This window comes from Acidaminococcus sp. CAG:542, from assembly GCF_000437815.1.
Lineage (GTDB): Bacteria > Bacillota > Negativicutes > Acidaminococcales > Acidaminococcaceae > Acidaminococcus.
In genome coordinates, this window is the sequence record NZ_FR902078.1 from 81220 (window position 1) to 95065 (window position 13846).

Below are 13846 nucleotides of genomic sequence, written 5' to 3' on the forward strand. Positions count from 1 at the left end.
CCGCGCTTGGATCAGACTCGTCATGTTTCCACACCTCATCAGAGAAATTTTATGTAAAAATTACCAACTCCCGTAAGGCCCCTCAAATTGTCATAGTAATCAGTACTATTATAATATAAACGGAAAAGAAAGAAAAGAAGGGGGTGCTGCACCCAATGTGCAGCACCCTCTTCTGTTGAGCCAGGGCAGCCGGCAGGCTTACCGGACCACCACTTTTCCTTTTTTGATGACGGTTTCCACAATGTTGACCCCTGTATGGTAGGGAAGGAATTTGTAGGACGGATACTGGAGGATCACCAGGTCCGCCTGTTTCCCCGGCTCCAGGGAACCGATCCGGTCCGCCCGGTCCAGGGCCGCGGCCCCGTTCAGGGTCAGGGCGGTGATGGCTTCTTCCGCACTCATCTTCATGTAGATCACCGCCAGGCCGATCATGAGGGGCACCGAGAAGGTGAAGCCGCTTCCCGGGTTGAAATCCGTGGCCAGGGCTACGGCGCAGCCGGCGTCGATCATTTCCCGGGCCCGGGCAAAGGGTTCTTTCAGACAGAAGGCGGTGGTGGGCAGCAGGGTGGACACCACCCCGTTGTCCGCCATGGCCCGGATCCCTGCATCGGAAGCATGGAGCAGATGGTCCGCACTGGTGGCGTGGAGTTCCCCGGCCAGTTCCGCCCCGCCCAGGCTGACGATCTCATCTGCATGGATTTTCAGCTTGAAGCCCATCTTCCGGGCTTCCGTCAGCAGGTGCCGGCTCTGTTCAATGGAGAACACCCCTTTTTCGCAGAACACGTCGCAGAATTCCGCCAGGTGTTTTTCCGCCACTTCCGGCATTACATCCTTCAGGAGGAATTCGATGAAGTCATCCCCCCGGTCCTTGTATTCCGGCGGCACCGCATGGGCCCCCAGGAAGGTGGACACCAGCTCGATGGGCTGCTTTTCGTTCAGGTCCCGGACCACTTCCATCTGTTTGATTTCCGTATCATGATCCTGGCCGTAGCCGCTTTTGGCTTCCACGGTGGTGACCCCCATGGCCAGCATCTTCTTCAAAAAGTCCATGCTGTGGTCCACCAGCTCTTCCCGGCTGGCTTCCCGGGTGGCCTTCATGGTGTTCAGGATGCCCCCGCCCCGTTCCATGATTTCCATATAGCTCATGCCGCCCATCCGCCAGAGGAATTCATCGGGCCGGTAGCCCCCGAACACCAGGTGGGTGTGGGAATCCACGAACCCGGGGAGCACCGCCTTGCCGGTGGCGTCGATCTGTTTGTCCGCCGGCACCAGTTTCTCCCAGTCCGGCTGGTTCCCGATGCTGCGGATCTTCCCGTTTTCAATCAGGATGGACTGGTTCTCGTAGATCTTCAGCTGTTTCATTTCCCGGCCATGACGGGCGGTATTCCCTTCCGGGGTCACAATCTGGGCCGCATGTTTGATCAGCAGTCTGTCAATCATTGCCTTTCCTCCTTCAGTTCTGCCACAAAAGGGTTGCTGCACGGTATCCGTGCAGCAGCCCTTTGATTCTGTATGGTTCCTGTGGATCAGTCTTTGATCACATGGGCTTTGGGATAAACCTTGGCCACTGCGTCTTTGATCTGTTTTTCGTCGGTCAGGTACGGCAGGGTGATCTGCCCGATGCCGTGACGGGTCTTGTTGAATTCCACAGCCGTTTCCATGGCGTGTTCGTTCCGTGCCCAGGACCGGCGGGCCACACCGCTGATTACATCCCAGCTCAGGGAGCTGCGGATGATTTCATCCACCCGGTGGCTGCCATCCAGCACCAGACCGAAGCCGCCGTTGATGGCTTTGCCGATGCCCACGCCGCCGCCGTTGTGGAGGGCGCACAGGCTCATGCCTCTGGCTGCGTTCCCGGCGAAGCACTGGACTGCCATGTCAGCCATTACATTGGAGCCGTCCTTGATGTTGGAGGTTTCCCGGAAGGGAGAGTCCGTACCGGATACGTCGTGATGGTCACGGCCCATCATGACAGGCCCGATTTCCCCGTTCCGGACCAGTTCGTTGAATTTCAGGGCGATGTTCACACGGCCTACTTCATCCTGGTACAGGATACGGGCCTGGGTGCCCACCACCAGTTTGTTCTTTTCTGCATCCCGGATCCAGTTGTAGTTGTCCCGATCCTGGTACCGGCGGTTCACGTCGATGCAGCTCATGGCCGCCATATCGGTCTTGTGCAGGTCTTCCGGTTTGCCGGACAGGCATACCCAGCGGAAGGGTCCGTAGCCGTAGTCGAACAGCTGGGGTCCCATGATGTCTTCCACGTAGGAGGGCCAGATGAACCCGTCTTTGTCGTCCACACCGTTCTTGGAGATTTCCTTTACCCCGGAATCAAACACGGCTTTCATGAAGGAGTTGCCGTAGTCGAAGAAGTACACGCCCCGGGCGGTGATCTTCTTCAGGGCTTCGAAGTGGGCATGGAGGGTCTTGTCCACCAGTTCCCGGAACTTGGCCGGATCTTCTGCCAGCATCTTGGTCCGTTCCTCAAAGGTCAGGCCCTGAGGGCAGTAGCCGCCGTTGTAGGCGTTGTGGCAGGAAGTCTGGTCGGAAACCAGGTCCACATGGATGTTGTGGTCCACAATGTATTCCAGCAGGTCAACGATGTTGCCGTGGTATGCGAAGGATTTGCCCTTCTTTTCCGCCATGGATTTCTGGGCCATGGCAATGACTTCCGGCAGGGAATCGGAAACTCCGGAGATCCAGCCCTGATCCAGGCGGGTCTTGATCCGGGAAGCATCCACTTCCGCCACAATGGCGGTGCAGTTGGCGATTTCCGCCGCTTTGCCCTGGGCACCGCTCATGCCGCCCAGGCCGGAGGTGACGAACAGCTTGCCGCCCAAGTCCCCGTCTTCCGGGATCCCCAGTTTCATGCGGCCGGCGTTCAGGATGGTGTTGAAGGTACCATGGACGATGCCCTGGGGCCCGATGTACATCCAGCCGCCGGCGGTCATCTGCCCATAGTTGGCCACGCCCATTTCTTCGGCGATTTCCCAGTCATGCTGGTTGTCGTATTCCCCGATCATCAGACCGTTGGTGATGATTACCCGGGGAGCTTCCGGTTTGGAATGGAACAGGCCCAGAGGATGGCCGGATTCCATGACCAGGGTCTGGTCCGGAGTGATTTCTTCCAGATACCGTTTGATCAGCAGGTACTGCATCCAGTCATGGCACACGCTGCCGGTTTCCCCGTAGGTGACCAGTTCGTAAGGATACAGAGCCACTTCAAAGTCCAGGTTGTTGTCGATCATCACCTGGAAGGCCTTGCCTTCGGTGCATTTGCCTTTGTATTCATCAATGGGTTTCCCGTAGATCCGGCCTTCCGGACGGAAACGGTAGCCGTAGATCCGGCCCCGGGTGGTCAGTTCTTCCAGGAATTCCGGGATCAGTTCTTCATGATATTCTTCCGGGATATAACGCAGGGCATTTTTCAGAGCAATTTCAGTCTGTGCCGGAGTCAGACGGAAGCCACGGTCCGGAGCCCGACGGATGCCTTCCTGGAAAGGTTTGGGTTTGGGCAGCCCGTTGGGGAATTCCAGTTTAATGGTCATGGCTTTTCCGATTTCTTCATTCTTCATCATGTAATACCACTCCTTTGCGTCATGCTTCGTGCAGGAATCTGATTTCTCGACTTCATGGCTCCATTGTAAAGAAGATTCATCTGAAAAACGTCGAAAGGAAGCGTCCATAACAAATAAATTTCAGTTTTTTCACCAGAAGTTTTTAGACGTTTTCACGGAATTCCGTCAAAAGAGAATCAAAAAAGGGGGTGTGAAAAATTCACACCCCCGGTCGCGGGCCGCGGCCAAAGAGGTTATTCCCCCCACACTTCCTGGGCGATGGAGCGGACCAGGGCCAGTTTGGCCCACTGCTGTTCTTCGGTCAGCTTGTTGCCGATTTCGCAGGAAGCGAAACCGCACTGGGGGCTGAGGCAGAGGTTTTCCAGGGGCACATATTGGACGGCTTCGCGGATCCGGGCGATCACCTGGGCCCGGTCTTCCAGTTCCGGACGCTTGGTGGTGATGAGTCCCAGCACCACCTTTTTCCCGGGGGCCACTTCCTTCAGGGGTTCGAAGTTCCCGGACCGTTCATCGTCGAATTCCAGGTAGAAGGCATCCACTTTTTCCTTCCCGAACAGCAGGGGAGCAATGGGACCGTAGCCGCCCCGGGCTGCCCAGGTGGAATGGTAGTTTCCCCGGCACACATGGGTGTTGATCACCAGGTCATCAGGCCGGCCTTCCAGGGCCAGGTTGTTCAGCCGCAGGTACTCCTCCGCCACCTGTTTCAGAGAAACCGCTCCCTTCTGCCGTTTGTTCCAGTATTCCGTATCACAGAACATGCCCCAGGTGCAGTCATCCAGCTGGATGTTCCGGCAGCCGGCTCCATACAGATCCCGGAACACCTGCCGGTAGGCGGCGGCAATGTCCTGGAGCAGTTCTTCCCGGTCCGGGTATACCGCGTCAGTGATTTTCCCGTTGTCTCCCCGGTACAGCTCCGCCAGCAGCTGAGCCGGAGCAGGCAGGGTCTGCCGGGCCAGGGTGTTTTCGTCCTCGAACCCTTTCACATATCTGAAATGGTCCACAAAGGGATGGTCCTTCCCGCTGATTTTTCCGGTGACGATGGCAGTGCCCCGGGCGGTCTCTTCTCCGTGGAACAGGTAGCCCTGTTCCAGCTCGATATGGGTGATGCCCTGGAAGCCCCAGAAAAAGTCCAGGTGCCAGTAGCTCCGCCGGAATTCCCCGTCAGTAATGGCATGGAGCCCGGCGGCCTTCTGCTTTTCAATGAGTTTGGCGATTTCCTCGTCCTCCACCTGCTTCAGGTCCAGGGCGGCGATCTCCCCCCGGGCAAACCGGGCCCGGGCCTCTTTCAGCCGGTCCGGCCGCAGGAAACTCCCAACAATATCAAAACGGAATGGTGCACGCAAAGTCATGATTCAAAACCCCTCTCTTTATTCCGAGCATTTTGCTCTGTTTTGTTTCTTCATGGGTCTTATTGTAGCGGATGGAGAGGCGTTTGTATAATGGATAAAAAGTTGGGGTTGGTATAGATAAAAAGAATAGCGGAAGCTTTTGCTCCCGCTATTCTTTGGCTCCATTCCCGTGCTCCCGGAAATAATGGGGGGAATCTCCCCACTTCCCGAATCCCACCGTGTCTCCCACTGACGCCACCCGGGCGGACAGGCAGTTCCGGCACTGGTCCGGGCTGTCTTCCACACAGGGTTTGTTGTCATAGAGCAGGTAGTCGGGACGGAATTTGGGCAGGGTCACAATGGGCATCAGGATGTTGGCCCCGGCCTTGAGCCCCAGTTCCCGTCCCAGGGGGTTCAGGGCCTGGAGGGCGGTGGTGGCCGCTATGTTCACGTCTTTCAGGAACAGCCGGGTCACGGCGATCATGTTCAGTCCCAGGATGAACCGGTGCTGCTGGGCTTCCGGGGTGTTTTCCCCGGCGGCCACCACCTGTTTCCCCAAAGGAGTGTTGTGGTGGACCACATAGGGCCCCATGCCGATCATGTCGATGTCCATGTCCCGGTAGAACAGGATGTCGTCCGCCAGGTCTTCCAGGGTCTGGCCGGGCAGGCCGATCATCACTCCGGTGCCCACCTGGTAGCCCAGGTCCCGGAGGATGTCCAGACAGTGCTTCCGCACCGTCCATTCATGGTGCCCGTCCTGAGGATGGAGGGTGGCATACAGAGCCGGATTGCTGGTTTCGATCCGCAGCAGATACCGGTGGGCCCCCGCTTCCTTCCAGCGCCGGTAGGTATCTTCCGTCTGTTCCCCCAGGCACAGGGTAAGCCCCAGTTTCCCGTCCCCCAGCTTCTTGATGTCCCGGATCAGGCTTTCCACATAAGCGATGAATTCCTCATCCTGCCGTTCACCGGACTGGAGGGTCAAGGACCCGTACTGGTTGTCCAGAGCCCACCGGGCCATGGCCAGGATGTCCTCCCGGGAGGTGTCGAACCGTTCCACTTCCTCATTGTCCCGGCGGATACCGCAGTAGAGGCAGTTTTTGATGCACCGGTTGGAAAATTCCAGAAGGCCCCGGTAATAGGCCACCCGGCCCACGGAAGCGCTTTTCACCGCATAGGCGGCGTCGTAGAGGGCCTTCCGGTCTTCCGGGTCGGTAAGGCCCAGCAGGGCAATCAGGTCTGCCCGATCCAGGTTGTCTTTGTGCAGCAGTGTTTGGAGATCCATACAATTCCTTTCTTTACTCTTCCTTCTCTTTGATCAGGCCCCGCTTCTTTTTGCTGGCATACACGAAATAGTAGGGCAGGATCACCAGACAGCCCCCCAGACCCCAGATCAGCTGCATGGTCTTGGCATTGGACAGCATCCACAGGCTGGTAAGGATAGCAATCACGGGAATGGTGATGCCTCCGGGGATCTTGTAGGTCCGGGGACGGTCCGCCCATTTCTTCCGGAACACGATCACCGCCAGACAGGTGGGCAGGTACTGGGTGAACCGGGATACGGCGCTGATGGCCGCCAGGGTGGTGAAGCTGCCGCTCCAGGCCAGAGCAATGCTCAGCACCGCAATGACGATACTGGCCACATAAGGAGTCCCCCAGGGCGTCCGTTTGGCCAGCACTTCCGGCAGCATCCCGTCTTCCGACAAAGAGGTGCAGGCCCGGGGGGCAATGAAGGCTTCCGCCATATTGATGCCTCCCATGGAGAACAGGGTGCCCACCAGGATGATGTAGGATCCCACCGGACCCACCACCCGTCCGAAAGCGGTCTGGATGGGTGCCTTGTCCGCAGCCAGGTCCGGCCCCAGGATGCCGATGGAAATGGCCACCACCAGCATGTAGATCACCGTCACCAGCACCATGGTCAGGATGATGCCCCGGGGCAGGTTCTTCTTGGGGTCCTTGTAGTCTTCCGCTCCCACTGCAATGGCTTCAAAGCCCGTAAAGGCAAAGAACATGGTAATGGCGGCGTTGGCAAAAGCCCCGTCTTCCAGATGGGCCGGTACAAAGGGGGTGAAATTGCTGCCGTTGAGGAAGAAGATCCCCAGGGCGATGAACAGCACCAGGGGCACCAGTTTGGATACTGTCAGGATGTTGTTCAGATATTTGGAAGCCTTGACCCCTGCAATGTTCAGGGCGCTGAGGCCCCCGATCAGCACGGCTGCAATGATGTCCTTGGCCCCGTCCCCGGAAAGAGCCGGGAAAGCGGCTCCCAGGGCGGTGGCGAATCCTACGGCCATGGCGGCCCAGGCGATGATGGTCACCACCAGTTTCAGCACTCCGATCTCATAACCCCAGAAATCTCCGAAGGCCGCCTTGGCGTACAGATAGGGTCCCCCGTTCCGGGAAAAGAACCCGGCGGCTTCGGCAAAACACAGAGCCAGGGCCCCGGCCAGGAAGGCGTCGAACAGCAGGATCCCCAAGGAGGCCGGCCCCATCAGGGCATAGGCCCGGTTGGGCAAAAGGAAGATCCCGGTACCGATAATGGCGTTGATGCCCAGCAGCACAATGCTGAACAGTCCGAATTTCTCTTTTTTCTCTGTCATGTTATGCGTGTCCTCCTTTGGCGGCTGCGATGAAATCAGCGAAAATGGCTTTGGCCTGGGCATTGTTGATGGACATCATTTCCGGATGGAACTGATAAGCCATAAGATAGCCCTCACCGGTCCCTTCCATGATCTCCACAGTGCCGTCCTTGGCCCGTCCGGTGACGGCAAGGCCCCGGCCCACCTGGTGCACTGTCTGGTGATGGTGGGTATTGGTGACCCATTCCGTCCGGCCCAGGATTTTGGCAGCCCGGCTGCCGGCCTGGATTTCCACCGTATGGGTGGGAGTGGCCGGATCCTGGTTCTGGGAATGCTTCACAAAGGAGTTCTTGTCCAGGGACAGGTCCTGATACAGGGTCCCCCCGTGGCTCACGTTGATGATCTGGCAGCCCCGGCAGATGCCCATTACCGGGATCCCCCGCTTTTCCGCTTCCCTAAGGAGCAGCAGGTCGAATTTGTCCCGGGCCGGCCACACCGGACCGATCTGCCGGCAGGGTTCCTCTCCGTACAGGAGGGGATACACATCGTGGCCGCCGCTGAGCACCAGCCCGTCCACCCGGCTCATGATTTCCCGGGCGGCTTCCTCATCTTCCGTAAAGGGCACCAGGATAGCCACCCCGCCGGCTTCGTTCACCGAACGGATGTAGTCATCATTCACATAGGAGCGGTGGTACCCGGCAAAAACGCCGTGGTCATCCACCATATGGCTTCCGGAAACACCGATCAAAGGTCTTGTCATGCTGCATCTCTTCTTTCTGTAGTTGTTTTGTTTTTTACTGTTGTTTATTGTTTATGGAACAGCTGGTTGGCATAGCTGACGCTGGCCACTGCATTGGCCCCGTAGAAATCCGCGCCGATGGTCCGGGCGTATTCCTCGGTCATTACGGCACCTCCCACCATCACCCGGCACTCCGGCAGGGTCCGGCGGATCTGGCGGATGGTCTCTTCCATGGCTCCCACGGTAGTGGTCATCAGGGCACTGAGCCCCACCAGTCTGGCATTATGGTCCCGGGCGGCTTTCACCACTTCTTCCGGCGGCACATCCTTCCCCAGGTCGATGACCTGATAACCGTAGTTTTCCAGGAGCACCTTCACGATGTTTTTGCCGATGTCGTGGATATCCCCCTTCACCGTGCAGACCACAATGGGTTCTCCTTTTTCCGTGCTGGCTCCGGTGGCAATGGACTGCTTCAGGATCTCGAACCCGGCCTTGGCCGCATCGGCACTGACCAGCAGCTGGGGCAGGAACAGCTTTTTCTTTTCGAACAGATCCCCTACGATGTTAAGGCCAGGGATCATGGATTCATTGATGATGTCCAGGGCGGGTTTGCCTTCTGCCAACTGTTTCCGGACCCCGTTTTCCACCTGGCTGATGAGCCCTTTCACAATGGCTTCTTCCAGGGGATATTCCTTCTGGGCCCCTTTGGCCGCCGGTTTGGCACTGCCCTGGGATTTGGCCACGGCCACCATCTGAGGGGCGTCGGCAAAGTATTCCACATACTTCTTGCAGCCTTCATCCTTGCCGCTGAGGGCCCCGTAGGCAATGTAGGCGCCCATCATGGCGCCGCTGTTGGGATTGATGATCCCGGCGGACAGCCCCGCTTCCATGGCCAGGGCGAAGAAGGCGCTGTTCACCGCATCCCGGCTGGGAAGCCCGAAGGAAATGTTGGACACCCCCATGACCGTCTTGATGTGCCGGGCCTTCAGCTGCCGGATCACCTCCAGGTCGATCTGGGCGTTCTGTCCTCCGGTACTGATGGTCATGGCCAGAGGATCCATCACCATATCCTTGGCAGGGATCCCGTATTTCCCGGCTTCCGTGATTACTTTGTCCGCCACTTTCAGACGGCCTTCCGGGCTGTCCGCAATGCCTCCCTCATCCAGGCACAGGCCCACCAGGGCCGCCCCGTATTTTTTGGCCAGAGGCAGGACCTTCTCCATGTTTTCCGCCTTGCCGTTGACGGAGTTCAGCAGAGGACGGCCGTTGTACACCCGGAGCCCCCGTTCCATGGCTTCGATGTTGGAGGTGTCGATCTGGAGGGGAACAGAGGTAATGGACTGGAGGGTGAGGATCACCTTTTCGATGAGAGCCGGTTCATCCACCCCCGGCACCCCCACGTTCACATCCAGCACCTGGGCTCCCTTGTCCAGCTGTTCCAGGGCCAGTTGGCACACATAGTCCATGTTCTGGGCCTTCAGAGCCTCTTTCAGCCGGGGTTTTCCCGTGGGATTGATCCGTTCTCCGATGATCACCGGCATCCCTTCAAAATCCACCGCCGTGCCGTAGCCGGCAATGGCACAGGGAGCTCCGGAACGGGGAGCCGGCAGGGGAATGTCCCGGCAGGCCGCAATGAGCCGGGCAATGTGGTCCGGGGTGGTGCCGCAGCAGCCCCCCAGCACGGAAACCCCCGCTTCTGCAAAAGGCACCATGAGCGGTGCGTACCCGGCCGCATCGATGTGGAACACGGTCTTTCCGTCCTTCTGGACCGGCAGCCCCGCATTGGGGTTGGCCACCAGAGGGATGTCCACCGCCTTAAGGGCCCGGGACACCAGCTTCACCAGAGTGTCAGGTCCCTGGCCGCAGTTGAAGCCCACAGCCGCGGCTCCCAGGGCTTCCGCCATGACAAAGGCCGTGGTCACATCCGCCCCGTTCAGCAGCTTCCCATCTTTATCAAAGGTGAAGGTGCACACAATGGGCAGATCGGAGTTCTCCTTGGCCGCCAGGATGGCCGCCTTGGCTTCATAGCTGTCGCTCATGGTCTCGATGAGGATCAGGTCCGCTCCGGCGGCAGCCCCGGCCTTCACCTGGGCGGCGTACAGAGAGACCGCTTCCTCAAAGGGCAGGTCCCCGAAGGGCTGGAGCAGTTTCCCGGTAGGGCCCAGGTCCAGGGCCACGAACCCTTCCCGTCCTTCTGCGGCAAAGGCCGCCCGGGCATTTTCCACCCCGGTCCGGACCAGTTCTTCCACTTCCGGCTGGCCGTGGGCGGCACCGAACTTCAGGCCGTTGGCCCCGAAGGTGTTGGTTTTCAGGATATCCACCCCAGCCCGTACATAGGCCTGATGGATGGCCCGGACCTTCTCCGGATGGAGCAGGTTCCAGGTTTCCGGCAGTTCTCCCGGCTTCAGGCCGGCTTCCTGGAGCATGGTGCCCATGGCTCCGTCAAAAAACAGCCGTTTGGTATGCAGTGCTTCTGTAAAATTCATAGTTCCTCCTGACGAAAAGGACAGTCCACATTGCCGCAGGCAGCACATTTGCTTTTCTTCCCGCAGCGGCTTGCTTCCGGTCCCGCCGGTTTTTTCCCGCTCCGGTCGATGCCGATGACGGCGGTGACGCTTTTGGTGGGTGCCATGATGCCTCCGGCAGTCAGGGTGAGGCCGATGGTCTTGGGACAGTTCAGGAGACGGAAGATCTTCTGCTGTTCCGTCAGGTCCCAGTCCCCGTACCCCGGGGAAAACCGGCTCCGGTACTGCCAGGTATCCGGCAGATCCTGCTTCCACAGGACTTCCTGCTGATCCAGGTAACTTTCGATCAGGGAAGCAGCCACCGCCTGAGCCGCCGCCCCTTCGGCAATGCTCCGGATGCTGATCCGGCGCAGGGCCGTATCCACCCGGGCCCCCAGGGTAGCCCCGAACAGCAGCAGGGTGTCACAGCCCTCCAGGTGCCGGGCCAGACCGGAGCTGACAAATTCCGTTCCTTCTTCCAGGATCACCCGGCCCTTTTCCCGGTCCGTTCCCTGGAGCACCCGGCAGCTCCACTGCTGGATCACATTCCGGGGCTGGACTTCGTTCCGGAGCTGGAGAAAGGCACGGTCCACCGTCACTTTCGCCTGTTCATCCCCCGGCCGGGCCCCGAAATACCGGAGGGCTTCTTTTTCATCAAACTGGATCCGCAGGTTTCCCATACTGGTTCCCCTTTCAGCAGCGGATGATTTCCGACAGGTTGCTGCGGATGCCTCCGATGATGTCCGGCTTGTTCATGGTGTAGATGTGGATGTTGGTGAAGCCGTTGGCGATCAGATCCACGATCTGGCCGATGGCATAGGCCATCCCCGCCTGTTTCAGAGCCGCCGGATGGTCTGCGAACCGTTCCGCCATGGCCCGCAGAGGCGCCGGCACCGGGGTACCGCTGAGGGTGAAGATCTTTTCGATCTGCTTCAGGTTGGTCACCGGCATGATCCCGGCCACCACCGGCACGTTGATTCCCTTGGCCAGCATCCGGTACATGAAATTGTAGAACATGCTGTTGTCAAAGAACATCTGGGTCACCAGGAAATCACACCCGGCTTCCACCTTCATCTTGGTGTGTTCCAGGTCATCATCCAGGCCGGCTGCTTCCGGATGGCCTTCCGGATAGGTGGCCCCGCCTACGCAGAAATCCCCGTAGCTTTTGATCTTTTTCACCAGGTCGCTGGCATGGGCATAGTCCCCCAGAGGATGTTCCTGTCCCTGGGGCAGATCCCCCCGGAGAGCCAGCACGTTCTGGACATTGGCGGCCTTCAGCTGGTCCAGGACCCCTTCGATTTTCTGTTCATCGGCCCCCACACAGGTGAGATGGGCCAGGGCCGGCACCCCGCACCGTTCGATTTCAGACACCAGGGCCACGCTTTTGCCTACGGCAGTCCCGCCGGCACCGTAGGTAACGCTCATGTAGTCCACCCCCTGGATGGCAATGGTCCGGACGATTTCCTGGGCATGTTCCAGTTCACTGCCTTTTTTGGGTGGGAACAGCTCACAGGAGACGCAAACCTTCGGACTCTTTAAAAGATCTATGATTTTCAAAAAAGGTACCCCCTCACGCTGAAACAAAAGTATATCGTTTCATTTTAACGCAGGAGGTACCCAAAAAGCAAAGTTTTTTTCAGTTTTCAGCAACTGTCAGCCGGATCCCGGTGAACCTGCATTACAGTGACGCAGCAGGGGAGCAGGGGATTTATGCTTTTTTCACGTTTTCCCGTAAAATGGACAGTCCTTTTTCCAGCCGTCCCATGTCCTGTTCTGTGGACAGGGCCACCCGGAGATAAGCCTGCATTTCCCGCTTCCCGCACAGGAACCGGTCTGAATGGTAGACCCGGATTCCCTGCTGCTGGAAGGCCTGTTCCACTTCCGCTCCTCCCCGGGTATCCGGTATGGGCAGCCACCGGTAGAAGCTGAGGGGATGGCCCTGACCCTCCAGTTCCGGGAAATACCGGAAGAACAGCCGGTTCCGTTCCGCCGCCAGTTCCTGTTTCTTCTTCACCATGGCATTGGCGGTGCCGGTAAGGATCAGTTCCGTAATGATTTCCCCGTCCAAGGAGGATGTTTTCACATTCACATTGAAGAGAGCCTGGAGCAGGGCCTCCCGGAACCGGTCCGGATACACCAGGTAGGCCACCCGCAGACCGGCACAGAGGGGTTTGGAAGTGCCGCTTACATAGACGCTCTGTTCCGGCACCAGCCGGGCCAGGGGCCCTGCATAATCGGCCACGGTGCCGGCGGTGAAGAAGGCATGGATGTCGTCTTCCAGGAGGATCAGCTGTTCCCGGCGGATTACCTGGGCCAGGGCCTGTTTCCGCCGCTCCGAAATCATCCGGGTGGTAGGGTTGCAGCAGCTGGGCATCAGGAAGACTCCCTTCAGGGCATTCAGCCGGTGCTGCCGCTCCAACAGGTCCGCCCGCATCCCTTCCTCATCGCTGCCGATGGCCACCAGCTGGAGATGATGGAGCCGGGCCAGTTCGATGAAATTGGCATAGGTGTAGGTATCCACCCCGATCCGGTCCCCCGGATCGAACAGGGCCAGCAGGCTCATGGCCAGTCCGTTCTGGGTGCCGGACACCAGCATCAGATGGTCCGGATCCGTTTCCACCCCTATGTTCTTCAGCCAGTTTACCCCGGCCGCCTTCTGGTGGACCATACCGGTGGGAGAGGCATAATCCAGCAGCTGGGGGAACTGTTTCCGGCCGGCAATGTCCCGGGTGATCTCCCGGACCTGGTCCGTGAACACCTGAAAGGGGTTCTCGAACCCCAGGTCGATAAGGGCGGACCGGGGACGTTCTGTGGAAATGGTCACGGACCGGGCGGCGCTGGAGGCTACAAAGGTACCGCTGCCGGTCACCGCCTGGAGCAGCCCCTTCAGCTCGCACAGCTTGTAAGCCCGGGTGACGGTGGTAAAATTGATTCCCAGGAACCGGGCCAGTTCCCGCTGGGGCGGCAGCCGGGTGCCGGGAGCCAGGCAGCCGGAGGCAATGTCCTCCTTCAGCTGCCGGGCCAGGGACAGGTATACCGGCCGGGTAAGCTTGGCCCGGTCCGGTTTCCAGGACAGAGGGTAGTTGTAGAATCCGTTGATGGCCATAGGGACCTCCTG

Annotated in this window: 10 protein-coding genes; all 10 read right to left on the reverse strand. The window is 59.0% G+C overall.

The features are described from left to right. Positions 1-198: 198 nt before the first annotated feature. Entirely contained in the window at positions 199-1440 is a 1242-nt protein-coding gene (hutI, locus tag QVO43_RS06310; protein WP_022487699.1) for an imidazolonepropionase, read from the reverse strand. Positions 1441-1526: 86 nt separating this feature from the next. Continuing rightward, a complete protein-coding gene (locus QVO43_RS06315) occupies positions 1527-3575 on the reverse strand; it encodes a urocanate hydratase (RefSeq protein ID WP_370834549.1) in 2049 nt (682 codons plus the stop codon). Positions 3576-3811: 236 nt separating this feature from the next. Continuing rightward, a complete protein-coding gene (locus tag QVO43_RS06320; protein ID WP_022487701.1) occupies positions 3812-4927 on the reverse strand; it encodes a 5-methyltetrahydropteroyltriglutamate--homocysteine S-methyltransferase in 1116 nt (371 codons plus the stop codon). A 148-nt stretch (positions 4928-5075) separates the two neighbouring features. Next, positions 5076-6188: a [FeFe] hydrogenase H-cluster radical SAM maturase HydE gene (gene hydE, locus QVO43_RS06325; protein WP_022487702.1), complete on the reverse strand. Its 1113-nt coding sequence runs from the start codon at positions 6186-6188 to the stop codon at positions 5076-5078. Between the two features lie 13 nt (positions 6189-6201). Further along, positions 6202-7506: an APC family permease gene (locus QVO43_RS06330; RefSeq protein ID WP_022487703.1), complete on the reverse strand. Its 1305-nt coding sequence runs from the start codon at positions 7504-7506 to the stop codon at positions 6202-6204. A 1-nt stretch (position 7507) separates the two neighbouring features. After that, on the reverse strand, positions 7508-8245 hold the full coding sequence (locus tag QVO43_RS06335; protein ID WP_022487704.1) for a gamma-glutamyl-gamma-aminobutyrate hydrolase family protein: 738 nt from the start codon (positions 8243-8245) through the stop codon (positions 7508-7510). Between the two features lie 44 nt (positions 8246-8289). Continuing rightward, on the reverse strand, positions 8290-10710 hold the full coding sequence (locus QVO43_RS06340; RefSeq protein WP_022487705.1) for a homocysteine S-methyltransferase family protein: 2421 nt from the start codon (positions 10708-10710) through the stop codon (positions 8290-8292). Continuing rightward, positions 10707-11408, reverse strand: coding sequence for a vitamin B12 dependent-methionine synthase activation domain-containing protein (locus QVO43_RS06345; protein WP_022487706.1), 702 nt, complete (start codon positions 11406-11408; stop codon positions 10707-10709). The genes QVO43_RS06340 and QVO43_RS06345 overlap by 4 nt, the downstream gene beginning before the upstream one ends. A 13-nt stretch (positions 11409-11421) precedes the next feature. Continuing rightward, a complete protein-coding gene (locus tag QVO43_RS06350; RefSeq protein WP_022487707.1) occupies positions 11422-12285 on the reverse strand; it encodes a methylenetetrahydrofolate reductase in 864 nt (287 codons plus the stop codon). 151 nt (positions 12286-12436) lie between these two features. Continuing rightward, the gene (locus tag QVO43_RS06355) at positions 12437-13834 is read right to left on the reverse strand and encodes an aminotransferase-like domain-containing protein (RefSeq protein ID WP_022487708.1); all 1398 of its coding nucleotides are present in this window, start codon (positions 13832-13834) and stop codon (positions 12437-12439) included. Between the last annotated feature and the right edge of the window lie 12 nt (positions 13835-13846).